A 14,475-nucleotide genomic window follows, 5' to 3' on the forward strand; every position below is an offset into this window, starting at 1 on the left:
TGACAAGAAATTAACGTTAAATTAAGGGTAGACCGGGAATTTGTACGCTGTTCCGGCTTGAATTGCGTTGGCTTTCACATTCGGATTCAGTGCTTCAAAATCCTTTACAATGTCTTCTGGTGAACCTGCTGATCCGACTATCGACATAACCGTATCACCCGGCTTTACCTTCACCGTTTTATATGCTGGTTCTTGTGAAACAGATTTTGCTGATGCTTCATAGACAGGGAGGTCCTGAATGGGTATCGTTCCAATTTTAAGGTCATAAAAAAGAATAAAAAGAATAAAAACAATGCTGCATACTAAGGTGAGACGCTTCATCGCTTTTCCTCCCGCATACGAAATTTTATACCATAGTATGCTTGTCCATTTAGATTCATGACAAAAGAAAAGAGACTGCGAATGCAGTCTCGGTTTATACGGGAGCTTTTTTGGACGGAATCTCTTTTAAAACGAGAAACAGGATGACAAAGTTGACAAACCAGTTAAGCAAAAATTCACTTGGAACGGTTGCTTCTAATGCCCGCATGATTGTAAAGAATACAGTCGAAAGGGTGATGGAATAAGCAGAAAGCTTCCAGAGCTGATGATAGGATAGATGTTTTTTCTGCGAATTCTTAATGATTAACCCGATAAGCGCTAAGAATGACACTTCAATAAATTTCCCCGCTGCTGTTACGAGAAAAATAAGTGCTGAGAGAACAGTTACGATCATCGCTTTATTTTGGTTTAAACCTGCAATGACATCTTTTTTCTGTAACTCTGATGGCATCATTGAGTAAGGCATTTCTTGGGCTTGTCCGTCAATGGCCAAAACAAATTTGTTCTGAAGGATGCCGATCGCGTTTTGCTTTGCTTCAATTTGTTTCGGGCCATAGGCGTCTGTCGGATCGAATACGATAACGAAACCATTTGCCTGTGATTCCGTGGCTTTTTTCTCATCCGTTTGAAGTTTGCCGTTTGAAATTGTGAAATCAGGGAAATCTTTGTTTAAAACAGTTTTAAAACCGTTCATTGATTTTACGGTCCCTGTACTAACATAATAAGCGGTAGGGATTGCAAACAGGACAGAGAGCAAAAATACATAAAGAATCGCTTTTCCGATTCCTTGGAATCTTGTTTTTGCAATATCACGGGGAGAGTATGTACTTTTAATGAAAAGCTGAAACACATTCACTATCTTCACTTCCTAGCTAAACTAATATATGTTGCTTATTGTATCGTTGCATGCGTGTGAATACAAGGAAGATATGAAGAAGGCAGATGTAAAATGGGAGGATGGAAGCTATGGATATGTTGTATTGGCTGTTAATTGCAGCGGTTTTTATCATCGCCTTTATCGGGCTGGTGTATCCTGTTATTCCGAGCGTAGTATTTATTGTTGCCGGATTTGTATTGTACGGATTTTTATTTTCATTCAGTCCGTATTCCTATATGTTCTGGCTTGTTGAGGCAGTTTTTGCCGCAGTATTATTCGCAGCAGATTACGTGTCGAATCTGCTTGGAGTAAAAAGGTTCGGAGGAAGCAAAGCCGCAATATGGGGAAGCACGATCGGTTTATTAATCGGGCCTTTTGTCATTCCGGTTGCAGGTATCATATTGGGTCCGTTTATCGGGGCTGTTTTCGCAGAACTTATCGTCCATCAGAAGGACTTAAAGTCAGCGTTTAAAATTGGCCTCGGCTCACTCATTGGTTTTTTAACAGGGGTTATTGCCAAGGGCATCATACAGCTTTTGATGATCGGATATTTTTTATGGACGGTCCTATAAGAAATGCTGGCGGCAGGTTTAATGGGGCTGATTATCGGTTAAAGTGATATATGTCCGCTGAAATGAGCCAAATTGTGAGCTTTTTCATTGATTACAATGCATTCTTTTGTTACATTGAATGAAGAAAGGCTCGCTGTAAAGCGGCATTTCAGTACATATATATTAAGGAGGAATTATCATGGCTTACGAACTTCCAGAATTACCTTATGCGTACGATGCTTTAGAACCGCATATCGACAAGGAAACTATGACTATTCACCATACGAAACACCACAACACATACGTTACAAATTTAAACAAAGCGGTTGAAGGAAACACTGCTCTTGCAAACAAATCAGTTGAAGAGCTTGTTGCAGATCTTGATTCTGTTCCTGAAAACATCCGCACTGCAGTCCGCAACAACGGTGGCGGACACGCGAACCACAAATTATTCTGGACACTTTTATCTCCAAACGGCGGAGGCGAACCGACTGGCGCGCTTGCTGAAGAGATCAACAGTGTATTTGGAAGCTTTGACAAATTCAAAGAGCAATTCGCAGCTGCAGCGGCTGGACGCTTTGGTTCTGGCTGGGCATGGCTTGTTGTGAACAACGGCAAACTTGAAATCACAAGCACGCCAAACCAAGATTCTCCGCTTTCAGAAGGCAAAACGCCTATCTTAGGTCTTGACGTTTGGGAGCATGCTTACTACCTTAACTATCAAAACCGCCGTCCTGATTACATTTCAGCTTTCTGGAATGTTGTAAACTGGGATGAAGTGGCTCGTCTATACAGCGAAGCAAAATAATGACACAAACAAGGTCCTCAATATAGGGCCTTGTTTTTTTATGTCTTCTTTTTACATATCTCGGTTTGAGTGAGACAGACTAAGGGATAGTAAAGGGGAGTCAGTAATGAGCAAACTAAAAAAAGTGATAGGCGATGTAGACGTAAACAAAGGGTTACTCTTTCTGCTGACCATTGGCGGGCTTTACTCGCTGGGAATTGCATTGTCCAATACATTTGTTAATGTTTATCTTTGGAAGCAGTCAGGGAAATTTATTGATTTGGCGATATATAATTTATCCGTTGTGACAATGCAGCCGATAACCTTTTATTTGGCTGGACGGTTAGCCAAAAAAATAGACAGGGTGTTTATCTTAAGGTTCGGCGTCATTTTCTTAGCTGCCTTTTATTTAAGTGTGCTTTTAGCCGGAGAAACGGCGGCCAGCCGTCTCGTGCTGATAGGCGCGGTCCTCGGAGTGGGCTATGGCTTTTATTGGCTAGCGTTTAACGTGCTGACCTTTGAAATAACAGAGCCGGATACGCGAGACTTTTTCAACGGGTTTATGGGCATTCTGTCTTCCTCTGCAGGAATGATCGGCCCGATTGTAGCGGGATTCGTGATCTCAAGGCTTGAAAATAATACGGGTTATACAGTCATTTTCAGTCTCTCCCTCAGTTTATTTGCCCTGGCTGTCGTGATGAGCTTTTTCTTAAAACGGAGAGAATCAAAGGGCCGTTTTATGCTGAGCAAAGTATTTGGAGAGCGCCATAGCAATATGAATTGGCGGAGAATTACGAATGCGCATTTTTTTCAAGGTTTGAGAGAAGGTATTTTTGTCTTTTTAATCAGTGTATTTGTATTTATTGAGACAAACAGCGAACTTGCCCTCGGTACATTCGGCCTTGTCAATTCAGCTGTTTCCTTCTTTGCCTACTACTTTGCATCCAGGCTGATTAAGAAAAAGGCGAGAAAAAAATCGATTTTGCTGGGCGGACTTATTCTGTATGGCGCGCTGTTTTTGATTCTGTTTCATATGAGTTTTACGACATTATTGACGTACGGCGTTTTTATTGCCATCGGCTATCCTCTGTTACTTGTGCCATATGTATCACTTACATATGATGTGATAGGGCGGGCTAGGCATGCCAGAAAAGCAAGAATTGAATATATCGTGCTAAGGGAAATGTTTTTGAACGCCGGCAGAATTGTTTCGATTTTATGCTTCCTCCTGATCGTAGCCCTTCTGAAAGAGGATGTGGGAATTCCTTTGTCACTTGCGATATTAGGTATAGGACATCCTTTGATTTATTACTTTGTCAAGGATATCCGTTTTAAGGAGAAAGAAGGGGAAAATGAAACCATGGAAGAAGACGGCCAAAAACGGGTAACAGAACCGACCCTTTTAAAAAGCGAGAGATAATTTTTTTGCCAAAAAGGGGTTATCTGTAGAAAAAAGTCGAAAAAACCTTTAAAATGAAAACTGGCACTCTTACTGAGTGTCTTTTCTTTCTGTAAATAGAAAAAGGTGATGTTATGAGGAGAAATAAACCAAAAAAACAAAATCATAAAGAGAAAAAGAAGTCGCTTCCGATCCGGCTGAATATTTTATTTTTAGCTGCTTTTGTTATATTTACCTGGATCATTGTGGAACTGGGCATCAAGCAGATCGTGCAAGGCGATGATTACAAAAATCAAGCGAATAAGCAGGAACAAAGCGAAGTCAGCTCGGCGGTGCCGCGCGGGAAAATTTATGATCGAAACTTTAATGCCATTGTGACAAATAAGGCTTTAAATGCAATCACATACACGAGATCTAAATCGACCACGCAAGAACAGCGCTTAAAGATCGCAAAAAAGCTGTCTGACATGATCAAAGTCGATACAAAAAAAGTAACAGAACGGGATAAAAAAGATTATTGGATTTTGACTAGACCGAAAGAAGCGAAAAAGCTCATCAGCTCTAAAGAAAGACAGCAGGTTGAAGACAAAAAAATATCCGATGACGATTTATACCAGCTTCAGCTAAAACGGATTACTGATAAGCAGCTGAATGAATTGACGGATAAAGATATGCAGATCCTCGCTATCAAAAGACAGATGGATTCGGGCTATGCTTTGACCCCTCAATATATCAAAAACGAAGATGTATCAGCGAAGGAAATGGCAGTGGTAAGTGAACATTTAGACGAACTGCCGGGTGTTGATGTCACGTCCGATTGGGAACGTGAATATCCGTATAAAAACCTTCTTCGCTCAGTGCTCGGAAGTGTTTCCAGCTCTAATGAAGGATTGCCGTCCAACTTGCTCGACCATTATCTGTCGCTTGGCTACAGCCGAAATGACAGGGTCGGAAAAAGCTATTTGGAATACCAATACGAAAGCCTTTTGCAGGGCCAAAAAGCCAAAGTCGAAAATATTACAGATTCAAACGGCAATGTCACGGGAACGAAAACCGTTTCTGAAGGTAAAGCCGGTAAAGATCTCGTCCTTACGATTGACATTGATTTGCAAAAAGAAGTGGAAAAAATCATTGAGAAGAACCTCAAATCTGCTAAAGCAAGACCAAGCACTCAATTGTTAGACCGGGCATTCGTTGTTATGATGGACCCAAGAAACGGTGAAGTGCTTTCAATGGCGGGCAAGCAGATTAAACAAGAAAATGGGAAATATAAAATCGATGATTACGCTTTAGGTACAATGACGTCATCTTACGCTATGGGTTCAGCAGTCAAAGGCGCAACAGTCTTGACAGGCCTTCAAACCGGAGCCATCAATCTGAATACTGTTTTTCAGGATGAACCATTGTATATCGGTCAGGATAAACGCGGTAAAAAGTCATGGACTAACTTAGGACCGGTCAATATTCAAAGAGCTTTAGAGCAGTCTTCCAACGTATTTATGTTTAAAACTGCGATCGCTCTCGGAAAAGGTGAATATAAACCGCACCAAGCTTTACCGATTGATACGACGGCCTTTGATACGTTCCGTAATTACTTCAGCCAATTTGGATTAGGTGTCAAAACTGGAATTGATCTTCCGAATGAAATGACAGGCTTTAAAGGAACAGACAGATTGACGGGATTCTTGCTTGACTATGCGATCGGCCAATACGACACGTATACACCGCTGGAACTTGCGCAATACGTATCAACAATTGCAAACGGCGGATATCGCTTAAAGCCTCAGCTTGTAAAGGAAGTCAGAGAACCTGATGCTAAAAGAGGGATCGGTGCTGTCGTACAATCCGTTCAGCCGGAAGTGCTGAATAAAATCGACATGAAGAGTGAATACATTAAAGAGGTTCAGGCCGGATTCAGACGGGTGATGACAAAAGGGACAGCTGCCAGCCAATTTGCTTCAGCGTCATATCAGCCTGCTGGTAAAACAGGAACAGCACAATCGTTCTATGATGGACCTGATAAATCAAAAACAGGAACAGCGACTTATAATACGACACTTGTTGCCTATGCACCGGCTGATAATCCTGAGATTGCGATCTCTGTAGTAGTCCCTTGGGCTTATATTGATTACAGCGCTAAATATACCATTACAAACGAAATCGGCAGGGAAGTAATGGATAAATATTTTGAGCTGAAATCGAAGCAGGACAAAGAAGATACTCAGCAAAAGAATAAAGACAAAATTGAAGAAAATGCAGAAAACACAACGTCTTCTGATAACTAAAAAGAAACGCTCACATGATGTGGGCGTTTTTTTTATACAAAAAAACGCACTGATTTACAAAACCTTAACATTCGATTCAAACCCTTTTTACATAGAACCTTTACTCTATACGTGTAGGACAAATTACACATTATACGCAGGGGGAATTCAGGAAATGAAAAAAAACAAATTGGTGCTTATGCTTCTGATGGCTGCTTTTATGATGATTGCAGCTGCATGCGGAAATGCAGGAGAAAGTAAAAAATCGAATAGCGATTCTGCAAAAGGAGAAGAAAAGGCATCAGGTTCTTTAACCATTTCTGGTTCATCGGCTATGCAGCCACTAGTACTTGCAGCCGCGGAAAAATTTATGGAAGAAAACCCTGATGCTGATATACAGGTACAAGCTGGCGGTTCTGGAACAGGGCTTTCTCAAGTCTCTGAAGGAGCTGTTCAGATCGGGAATTCAGACGTTTTTGCTGAAGAAAAAGAAGGCATCGATGCAAAAGCGCTTGTCGATCATCAAGTCGCTGTAGTTGGTATGGCAGCAGCTGTAAACCCTGATGCTGGTGTGAAGGATATTTCAAAAGATGAATTGAAAAAAATCTTCACTGGCAAAATCAAAAACTGGAAAGAGCTCGGCGGCAAAGACCAAAAGATTACACTTGTAAACCGTCCTGATTCTTCTGGCACACGTGCTACATTTGTGAAATATGCGCTTGACGGAGCGGAGCCTGCAGAAGGCATTACTGAAGATTCCTCCAACACAGTGAAAAAGATCATTGCTGATACTCCGGGAGCGATTGGATATCTTGCATTCTCATATTTAACAGATGACAAAGTAACTGCTCTATCTATTGACGGTGTTAAACCTGAAGCGAAAAATGTAGCAACTGGTGAGTATCCGATCTGGGCTTATCAGCATTCTTATACAAAAGGTGAAGCGACAGGTTTAGCTAAAGAATTTCTTGATTATCTAAAGAGTGAAGACATTCAAAAAAGCATTGTTACTGACCAAGGCTACATTCCGGTTACTGATATGAAAGTGACACGCGATGCCAACGGGAAGCAAAGCTGATCTTAATAAAAAGAGGAGTGCGGGGACAACCGTTTCTCCTCTTAACACATTCATAGGAGTGTAAAAAATGATAAACAATAGAGAAAATATGTCTGTGAGCGAGCGTTTAATCAGCTCAAGGCAAAATCGGCAATTGGATGAAGTTCGGGGAAGAATGATGGTGACAGCATGTGCGTTGATTATGATTGCGGCATCTGTGGCGATCACCATTTTCCTCGGCGTTAAGGGGCTGCAATCTTTTCTTGTAAATGGTGTAAGCCCAATTGAATTCTTAACGAGCTTAAATTGGAATCCTACAGATACTGATCCGAAATACGGAGTGCTGCCATTTATTTTTGGCTCATTTGCAGTAACGATTCTTTCTGCTCTAATCGCTGCGCCGCTTGGCATTGCAGGTGCGATTTTCATGACAGAGATTGCCCCGAATTGGGGGAAGAAAGTGCTGCAGCCGGTGATTGAGCTTTTAGTCGGCATTCCATCTGTTGTTTATGGATTCATAGGTCTTACAGTATTGGTGCCGTTTATCGCCCAGTTCAAATCGAGCGGAACAGGGCACAGTTTATTGGCGGGAACGATTGTCCTTTCCGTCATGATTCTGCCGACAATCACATCGATTTCTGCTGATGCAATGGCTTCTCTTCCAAAGAGTTTAAGAGAGGGTTCTTACGCGCTTGGTGCGACAAGATGGCAGACGATCAGAAAAGTACTTGTGCCTGCAGCTTTTCCAACATTAATGACGGCTGTTGTGTTAGGCATGGCTCGGGCGTTCGGTGAAGCTTTGGCTGTTCAGATGGTCATTGGAAATACAAGAGTATTGCCGGAAAGCCTGTTTGACACTGCGGGAACGCTGACAACGATCATCACGCTGAATATGGGCCACACCACATACGGAAGTGTTGAAAATAATACGCTGTGGTCAATGGGACTTGTGCTTCTGGTGATGTCATTCTTGTTCATCCTGCTTATTCGCTACTTGTCATCTAGGAGGAAAGTGTAATGAACCGCAAAATAACAGATAAACTGGCGACCGGAATGTTTGGTTTGTGTGCAGCCATTATCGCTGCCATTTTAGTAGGTTTGTTTTCCTATATTATTATAAACGGTGTTTCTCAGCTCAGTTTTCATTTTATTACGACAAAATCGAGCGCCATTGCAGCTGGAGGAGGCATACGAGATCAGCTGTTTAACTCCTTTTATATTTTGTTTATTACAATGCTGATTACAATCCCGCTCGGTGTGGGCGGCGGAGTATTCATGGCTGAGTACGCGCCGAATAACAAAGTGACTGACTTCATCAGAACATGTATAGAGGTGCTTTCATCTCTTCCGTCTATTGTCATTGGGATGTTTGGATTATTGATGTTTGTCAACTTAACAGGCTGGGGATATACGATCATAGGCGGGGCGCTTGCGTTAACTGTTTTTAACCTTCCTGTCATGGTGCGTGTGACAGAAGACGCGATCCGTTCAGTCCCTAAGGATCTGAAGGAAGCCTCTCTCGCTTTAGGTGTATCACGCTGGCATACCGTAAAAACGGTTTTAATTCCAAGTGCGATCCCTTCTATCATTACTGGAGCCATTTTAGCGTCAGGAAGGGTGTTCGGGGAAGCGGCAGCATTATTATTTACAGCAGGTCTGACAACACCGCGTCTTAATTTTACGGAGTGGAATCCGTTTTCGGAAACATCGCCGCTTAATATTTTCAGGCCCGCTGAAACACTTGCGGTCCACATTTGGAACGTAAATACACAAGGGATGATTCCGGATGCTGAAGCGATTGCCAACGGTGGTTCTGCTGTGCTGGTGATTTCTGTTCTTGTGTTTAATCTCGCAGCGAGATGGCTTGGCACGATGATCTACAAAAAGCTTACGGCAAATTAGAACGGAAAGAGGCGAAAAACATGTCTGAACAAATGGTAAAAGAAAAACCTGAGCGAGCTGTTATTGCTCCGAAGCAGAACCACGTGCTCGAAGTCAAAGATCTGTCTATTTTTTACGGAAATAAACAAGCGGTTCATCATGTGAACATGGATATTGAAAAGAATGCGGTGACTGCTTTAATTGGGCCATCGGGATGCGGAAAGTCTACTTTTTTGAGAAATATTAACCGAATGAATGATTTAATTCCATCTGCAAGAGCAGAAGGTGAAATCCTTTATGAAGGATTAAATATATTGGGCGGCAATATTAACGTCGTCAGCCTGAGAAGAGAAATCGGAATGGTTTTTCAAAAACCAAATCCATTTCCGAAATCGATTTATGCAAATATCACACATGCATTGAAATATGCCGGAGAGCGGAATAAAGCTGTTTTAGATGAAATTGTGGAAGAAAGTTTAACAAAAGCAGCGCTCTGGGATGAGGTGAAGGATCGTTTACATTCATCCGCACTCTCGTTATCCGGCGGCCAGCAGCAGCGTTTATGCATCGCGAGAACGCTTGCGATGAAGCCGGCTGTTCTTCTGCTTGATGAACCAGCTTCAGCGCTTGATCCGATTTCAAATGCAAAAATAGAGGAATTAATTACAGGATTAAAAAGAGAATACTCAATTATTATTGTCACGCACAATATGCAGCAGGCTCTGCGGGTTTCTGACCGGACGGCATTCTTTTTAAACGGCGAGCTTGTAGAATATGGACAGACCGAACAGATTTTCACGAGTCCGAAAAAGCAAAAGACAGAGGATTATATTAATGGGAAATTCGGATAGGAGGGCGGCAATGAGTATTGCTACCGAAGCTGTAATGAAGCAGGAAGTCTATCAAGTCAATGGAATGAACTTATGGTATGGACAGCATCATGCTTTAAAAAATATCAATTTGAGCATTTATGAAAATGAGGTTACGGCGATTATCGGTCCATCTGGATGCGGGAAATCGACCTTTATCAAGACATTGAATTTAATGATTCAAATGACGCCGAATGTAAAGCTTGCAGGTGAGCTGAACTACAATGGCAGCAATATTTTAAAGGATAAAGTTGACATTGTGGATTTGCGAAAAAATATCGGCATGGTATTCCAAAAAGGGAATCCGTTTCCGCAATCTATTTTTGATAATGTGGCTTACGGACCGAGAGTCCACGGCACCAAAAATAAAAAGAAGCTTCAAGAAATTGTGGAAAAGTCATTAAGAGACGTGGCGTTATGGGATGAGGTGAAGGATCGATTGCATACGTCCGCTCTTTCGCTGTCAGGGGGCCAGCAGCAGCGTCTTTGCATCGCCAGAGCACTTGCAACCAATCCTGATATTTTGCTGATGGATGAACCGACATCTGCACTAGATCCAATCTCAACGAGAAAAATTGAAGAACTCATTCTAGAGCTGAAAAATAAATATACAATTGTCATTGTCACGCATAACATGCAGCAGGCAGCAAGGGTTTCTGATCAAACCGCCTTTTTCTACATGGGCGAGCTTGTTGAATGCGACAATACGAATAAAATGTTCTCTAACCCGCAGGACCAAAGAACCCTCGATTACATTACAGGAAAGTTTGGGTAAAAAAACAGGCTGAGTCAGTCAGCCTGTTTTTTTATCGTGTTAACGTTTTTACGAGCTTTTTAAAGCTCATATCTGATTTTACTTTAAATTCACCGGCGCGGATTTCTTTGTGATAGCCGGCATCAATGACGTAGTCGTTAAAGTCTTGAGCTGAGGAGATAATGCCCTCTTTTTCAAGAATAGCAGATACATCTGCAGTGCTCATGCCGTCTTTAATTTTCAGTTTGTACGTTTTGACTTTGTCTGATTTCGTGTCTGATCCGCTGTCATTGTTCAAGGATTTCTCTTTTGAATCGAGAAGTTTTTGATATTCATCGCGATTCACAGAAACCATTTTTTTAGAATCAAGGTAATTGTTCACGTCTTGTTCGGTTACTGTTTTATTTTCTTTTACAGCAGCGGCCTGGTCTTCGTCAGTCAGATAAAAAACAGCTGCAAGAACGGCTGTCGCTAAAATGATGCCGCCAGCAAATGCCTGAATGCCCCGTTTTGTCATACGAGCACCTTCTCGTTATCTTTGATAATCGTATTTACGTCTTCCACTGATACATGCTCAGCTTTAGCAATCGCTTCAGCGGACATGCCGTTATTATATTTAGAAAGTATTTGTTTAGCGATTTTTTGATTGATGTCGCTCTGCTTTGATTTGCGGATGACAAGGTTTGTTTCCAGTAATTCTTCCTCAAGCACGGTCATTTTCTTTTTGAGCTTGTAAATTTCCTGCATCGCAGAAAGCTGCAGAGTTTCGAGCTCTTGTTCTACATCTTTCATCGGGTCTCTTTGAGAATATGAGAATGCAATTAGCGCTATACTGACGATAAACAACGCAATAATAGCAATTTCCACGTTTCATCACCTTCTATTCTTTTTTTATCCTTCTTTTTTATACCATAAAACCAATAGTTTCTAAAGGAATTCGCGAAAAAAACGAGATTTTGCCGGGAAATCTTTCTTTTCTTCTTCTCTATGTAATGGTTTAATAGGATCACTAAGTGAACGATAGGAAAGGAGAATGTTAGGAGTCCATGGATAAACACCCATTTCCCTATAATATACGACATAATCTTTCTTTTTTTAGGGACACATTCGACATGATCATTCAAAACGCTCACACCTTGACTGTATACTGGGAAATATCGGAAGAAACAATGCAGCTTGCTGAAGCGGTCCTTTTCGAAAAAACGCAGGATATGATAAAAGAATTGCGCATTGTCATCAAAAGAAAAGATATCGAAGCTGTCAGGACTAAACGCACAACGTATGATAAAGGGGAATGGACGATTGGACAGGCGGCTGGTGATGCTGTATATCGGGCTGAATACAGAATTGTTAACTCCATGAATGTCTCTCTCAAACTTGCCTGTACAGACGACACCTATCTTGATGAAAATGGGATTGGTCATATAAACAGCTTTCAGATTGAGAAGGCGCACACCAGGTGGGAGGCGCAATTTTCTGCATACAGCTGTTATGGAGAAGGAGAAAAAGAACGGTGAACATTCTCATGCTTTCACTCGAACATCCCGATGGCCCGAAAAGCGGGCTCGGTGTCCATTTAAACCGTCTCATTTCCTATTTGAATTCTCATATCAACATTACGGTTTGTACTCCGAGAGGGCAGTTGTCTTCATATGCGAAGTTTGAAGATTACATAGCCGATGCTAACTTTACAATGGTTCGCCAGGTGTTATCCAGCAATGAACGCTTTGATCTGATTCATGCTCATGATGACACAACAGCCCCTGCGGCCCAGTATTTGAAACAACGGCTTGGCCTTCCGCTTGCTGCGACAATCCACGGTCTTGAAAGCGAAAGGAAGAAGGTGTGCCGAGAAGTACCGAACCCATACAGGTTCAAGACTGAACAGCTCCTTATAGAGTCCGCTGATGCTTTGATCGTATTAAGCACATTTATGAAGCGGTCTCTTAATAAGGAGGCACATAAAAAAATAACCGTTATCCCAAGCCCTGTATCTATGGAGGAAGAGAAGAGGAAAATCCCAAGGAGCATGAATAGAAGATTCCTCTTTTCATATGGAAGATTTGTTCCGGAAAAAGGATTTTCTCAGCTGTTAAAGGTGTTTGCCATCTTGAAGCAGCTTCAGCCTGACCTCTATCTAGTGCTGGCTGGGGAGGGTCCGTCTCTGTCCTCTTATGAGAAATTGGCTGCGGCATTGAACCTAGAGGATCGTGTCATGTTTCTGCCGTTTCTGAATAGGGAAGACATCAGAACGTTACTGTCTCACTGTGAAATGGCTGTTTTCCCTAGTTCTTATGAACCGTTTGGGCTTGCCGCACAGGAAAGCATGGAACAAGGTGTGCTGACTGTCGTTTCTCAGTCGGGTGGGTTTTGTGATTATGCCGTTCATGACAAAACGGCAATCATCGCTGATTTTACTCTCGTACAGGAAGCGGCTGATCTGCTGGACCGTTTTTTAAAAGACCGGGAAAAAGCCCGCAGGATAAAAGAAGCTGGCAGACAACAAGTGGTTAAGCTTCACCACCCTCGACTCATTGCGTCATCATATTTGCAGCTTTATGAGCGTATCATCAATAATTCAGCAATTCATTGAAAAACAGCCTAGCATTCCGTCCATTATAGTGGTATTATATATAAGTCTGAATAAGTAAATGATTTTAGTTTGGAGGGAAAATAATGCGCGTTAATATTACTTTGGCTTGCACTGAATGTGGTGAGCGTAACTATATTTCTAAAAAGAACAAACGCAACAATCCAGACCGCGTTGAATTTAAAAAATATTGCCCACGTGATAAAAAATCTACGTTACACCGTGAAACAAAATAACAGCTTTGCTGTTTGAGGTGTAAGAAAAAAGCCAGAGCTTTGAAAAAGGTTCTGGCTTTTTTTCTATTCCGAGGGGGATGAGAGATGAAATCACAATTAAGAAAAAAGACGATGGAGGAACTGTCTGCTTTATCAAATGAAGATCTGCTTCAAAAAACGGAACGTATATATAAGTATTTGTTTTCTCTGCCGGACTGGCAAAATGCCGGCACCATTGCCGTCACCATTTCCAGAGGACTAGAAATACCGACGCGTCCTGTCATTGAGCAGGCTTGGGAGGAAAGAAAGCAAGTTTGCATCCCAAAATGCCATCCTGACACGAAGAAAATGCAATTTCGCGCATATCAGACTGATGATCAGCTCGAAACCGTTTACGCCGGACTCCTTGAGCCGATAATTGAAAAAACTAAAGAAGTAAACCCATCAAAAATTGACTTGATGATCGTTCCAGGTGTTTGTTTTGATGTTAACGGGTTTAGGATCGGCTTTGGAGGCGGCTATTATGATCGTTATTTAAGTGAATATGAAGGAAAGACAGTCTCTCTGCTTTTCGAGTGCCAGCTGTTTGCAAATGTACCCCGTCTGCCGCACGACATGCCGGTACATAAGCTGATAACAGAGGATCGCATCATTTCTTGTTATTCATAACTTTCCTGCCTCTTTTTCGAGAATAAATCAGGTAGAATAACAAACCCTATTGGCAGGAGGGATATCATGAAAAAACTTTTGATTTATGCCATTTTTGCTGTTTCTGCCGTCATGTTTTATCAAAATCGCTACCGTCTTATGAATACTGTACTCAGCCAGCCAGGAATCAGGCGGTCTTTTATCCATTTGTTTTTAAGAATTCCGTTTATCCGCAATAAGTTTATACAGCAAGCTTTCTAAA

General features: G+C 41.8%; 18 protein-coding genes. 14 read left to right on the forward strand and 4 right to left on the reverse strand.

The genetic code is table 11. The features are described from left to right. Positions 1–21: 21 nt before the first annotated feature. Both BLL41_RS15705 and BLL41_RS15710 read right to left on the reverse strand, forming a co-directional pair. Positions 22–321, reverse strand: coding sequence for a LysM peptidoglycan-binding domain-containing protein (locus tag BLL41_RS15705; protein WP_071578564.1), 300 nt, complete (start codon positions 319–321; stop codon positions 22–24). A gap of 94 nt (positions 322–415) precedes the next feature. Continuing rightward, positions 416–1,177, reverse strand: coding sequence for a DUF1189 domain-containing protein (locus BLL41_RS15710; protein WP_071578565.1), 762 nt, complete (start codon positions 1,175–1,177; stop codon positions 416–418). A 110-nt stretch (positions 1,178–1,287) separates the two neighbouring features. Between BLL41_RS15710 and BLL41_RS15715 the strand changes: the two genes are divergently transcribed. From BLL41_RS15715 to pstB (BLL41_RS15755), 9 genes are all read left to right on the forward strand, one after another. Next, positions 1,288–1,770, forward strand: coding sequence for a DUF456 domain-containing protein (locus BLL41_RS15715; protein ID WP_071578566.1), 483 nt, complete (start codon positions 1,288–1,290; stop codon positions 1,768–1,770). Between the two features lie 178 nt (positions 1,771–1,948). Continuing rightward, positions 1,949–2,557, forward strand: coding sequence for a superoxide dismutase SodA (gene sodA / locus BLL41_RS15720; protein WP_004398583.1), 609 nt, complete (start codon positions 1,949–1,951; stop codon positions 2,555–2,557). Between the two features lie 106 nt (positions 2,558–2,663). After that, the gene (locus BLL41_RS15725) at positions 2,664–3,956 is read left to right on the forward strand and encodes an MFS transporter (protein ID WP_071578567.1); all 1,293 of its coding nucleotides are present in this window, start codon (positions 2,664–2,666) and stop codon (positions 3,954–3,956) included. 113 nt (positions 3,957–4,069) lie between these two features. Further along, complete coding sequence (gene pbpA, locus BLL41_RS15730) at positions 4,070–6,220, forward strand: penicillin-binding protein 2A (RefSeq protein WP_071578568.1); 2,151 nt, start codon at positions 4,070–4,072, stop codon at positions 6,218–6,220. 154 nt (positions 6,221–6,374) lie between these two features. Then, positions 6,375–7,277: a phosphate ABC transporter substrate-binding protein gene (locus BLL41_RS15735; protein WP_004398774.1), complete on the forward strand. Its 903-nt coding sequence runs from the start codon at positions 6,375–6,377 to the stop codon at positions 7,275–7,277. A 67-nt stretch (positions 7,278–7,344) separates the two neighbouring features. Next, positions 7,345–8,274, forward strand: a complete 930-nt coding sequence (gene pstC, locus BLL41_RS15740) for a phosphate ABC transporter permease subunit PstC (protein ID WP_071578569.1) — start codon at positions 7,345–7,347, stop codon at positions 8,272–8,274. After that, positions 8,274–9,158, forward strand: a complete 885-nt coding sequence (gene pstA, locus BLL41_RS15745; RefSeq protein WP_071578570.1) for a phosphate ABC transporter permease PstA — start codon at positions 8,274–8,276, stop codon at positions 9,156–9,158. Before pstC ends, pstA begins: the two co-directional genes overlap by 1 nt. Before the next feature lie 20 nt (positions 9,159–9,178). Further along, positions 9,179–9,988 carry a phosphate ABC transporter ATP-binding protein PstB gene (gene pstB, locus BLL41_RS15750; RefSeq protein WP_071578571.1) on the forward strand — a complete coding sequence of 270 codons (810 nt, stop codon included), beginning with the start codon at positions 9,179–9,181 and terminating at the stop codon, positions 9,986–9,988. Positions 9,989–9,998: 10 nt separating this feature from the next. Further along, positions 9,999–10,781 carry a phosphate ABC transporter ATP-binding protein PstB gene (gene pstB, locus BLL41_RS15755; protein WP_071578572.1) on the forward strand — a complete coding sequence of 261 codons (783 nt, stop codon included), beginning with the start codon at positions 9,999–10,001 and terminating at the stop codon, positions 10,779–10,781. A gap of 31 nt (positions 10,782–10,812) precedes the next feature. Here the strand turns inward: pstB (BLL41_RS15755) and BLL41_RS15760 are convergent, their stop codons facing one another. Continuing rightward, on the reverse strand, positions 10,813–11,277 hold the full coding sequence (locus BLL41_RS15760; protein ID WP_071578573.1) for an endolytic transglycosylase MltG: 465 nt from the start codon (positions 11,275–11,277) through the stop codon (positions 10,813–10,815). Beyond that, positions 11,274–11,627: a hypothetical protein gene (locus BLL41_RS15765; RefSeq protein WP_014477348.1), complete on the reverse strand. Its 354-nt coding sequence runs from the start codon at positions 11,625–11,627 to the stop codon at positions 11,274–11,276. The genes BLL41_RS15760 and BLL41_RS15765 overlap by 4 nt, the downstream gene beginning before the upstream one ends. 179 nt (positions 11,628–11,806) lie before the next feature. On the opposite strand from BLL41_RS15765, the gene BLL41_RS15770 reads away from it, so the two are divergent. The 5 genes from BLL41_RS15770 (at position 11,807) to BLL41_RS15790 (ending at position 14,474) form a co-directional block, all read left to right on the forward strand. Further along, on the forward strand, positions 11,807–12,277 hold the full coding sequence (locus tag BLL41_RS15770; RefSeq protein WP_071578574.1) for a hypothetical protein: 471 nt from the start codon (positions 11,807–11,809) through the stop codon (positions 12,275–12,277). Next, positions 12,274–13,353, forward strand: coding sequence for a glycosyltransferase family 4 protein (locus BLL41_RS15775; protein ID WP_071578575.1), 1,080 nt, complete (start codon positions 12,274–12,276; stop codon positions 13,351–13,353). The genes BLL41_RS15770 and BLL41_RS15775 overlap by 4 nt, the downstream gene beginning before the upstream one ends. 83 nt (positions 13,354–13,436) lie before the next feature. Then, positions 13,437–13,586 (forward strand): 50S ribosomal protein L33, encoded by a 150-nt coding sequence (rpmG, locus tag BLL41_RS15780; RefSeq protein ID WP_003153056.1) that lies wholly within the window; start codon positions 13,437–13,439, stop codon positions 13,584–13,586. Between the two features lie 84 nt (positions 13,587–13,670). Then, positions 13,671–14,234, forward strand: coding sequence for a 5-formyltetrahydrofolate cyclo-ligase (locus BLL41_RS15785; RefSeq protein ID WP_071578576.1), 564 nt, complete (start codon positions 13,671–13,673; stop codon positions 14,232–14,234). A 66-nt stretch (positions 14,235–14,300) separates the two neighbouring features. Next, positions 14,301–14,474 (forward strand): hypothetical protein, encoded by a 174-nt coding sequence (locus BLL41_RS15790; protein ID WP_003230126.1) that lies wholly within the window; start codon positions 14,301–14,303, stop codon positions 14,472–14,474. Position 14,475: the final 1 nt, after the last annotated feature.

The organism is Bacillus sp. FMQ74 (assembly GCF_001875785.1).
GTDB lineage: Bacteria > Bacillota > Bacilli > Bacillales > Bacillaceae > Bacillus > Bacillus stercoris.

What these genes read in the sequence shown, in the direction of transcription:
- BLL41_RS15725 (WP_071578567.1), top strand. Translation starts at nt 2,664, where the DNA reads ATGAGCAAACTAAAAAAAGTGATAGGCGATGTAGACGTAAACAAAGGG.
- BLL41_RS15785 (WP_071578576.1), top strand. Translation starts at nt 13,671, where the DNA reads ATGAAATCACAATTAAGAAAAAAGACGATGGAGGAACTGTCTGCTTTA.
- pstB (WP_071578572.1), top strand. Translation starts at nt 9,999, where the DNA reads ATGAGTATTGCTACCGAAGCTGTAATGAAGCAGGAAGTCTATCAAGTC.
- pstC (WP_071578569.1), top strand. Translation starts at nt 7,345, where the DNA reads ATGATAAACAATAGAGAAAATATGTCTGTGAGCGAGCGTTTAATCAGC.
- BLL41_RS15790 (WP_003230126.1), top strand. Translation starts at nt 14,301, where the DNA reads ATGAAAAAACTTTTGATTTATGCCATTTTTGCTGTTTCTGCCGTCATG.
- rpmG (WP_003153056.1), top strand. Translation starts at nt 13,437, where the DNA reads ATGCGCGTTAATATTACTTTGGCTTGCACTGAATGTGGTGAGCGTAAC.
- sodA (WP_004398583.1), top strand. Translation starts at nt 1,949, where the DNA reads ATGGCTTACGAACTTCCAGAATTACCTTATGCGTACGATGCTTTAGAA.
- pstA (WP_071578570.1), top strand. Translation starts at nt 8,274, where the DNA reads ATGAACCGCAAAATAACAGATAAACTGGCGACCGGAATGTTTGGTTTG.
- BLL41_RS15770 (WP_071578574.1), top strand. Translation starts at nt 11,807, where the DNA reads ATGGATAAACACCCATTTCCCTATAATATACGACATAATCTTTCTTTT.
- BLL41_RS15735 (WP_004398774.1), top strand. Translation starts at nt 6,375, where the DNA reads ATGAAAAAAAACAAATTGGTGCTTATGCTTCTGATGGCTGCTTTTATG.
- pbpA (WP_071578568.1), top strand. Translation starts at nt 4,070, where the DNA reads ATGAGGAGAAATAAACCAAAAAAACAAAATCATAAAGAGAAAAAGAAG.
- BLL41_RS15760 (WP_071578573.1), bottom strand. Translation starts at nt 11,277, where the DNA reads ATGACAAAACGGGGCATTCAGGCATTTGCTGGCGGCATCATTTTAGCG.
- pstB (WP_071578571.1), top strand. Translation starts at nt 9,179, where the DNA reads ATGTCTGAACAAATGGTAAAAGAAAAACCTGAGCGAGCTGTTATTGCT.
- BLL41_RS15715 (WP_071578566.1), top strand. Translation starts at nt 1,288, where the DNA reads ATGGATATGTTGTATTGGCTGTTAATTGCAGCGGTTTTTATCATCGCC.
- BLL41_RS15705 (WP_071578564.1), bottom strand. Translation starts at nt 321, where the DNA reads ATGAAGCGTCTCACCTTAGTATGCAGCATTGTTTTTATTCTTTTTATT.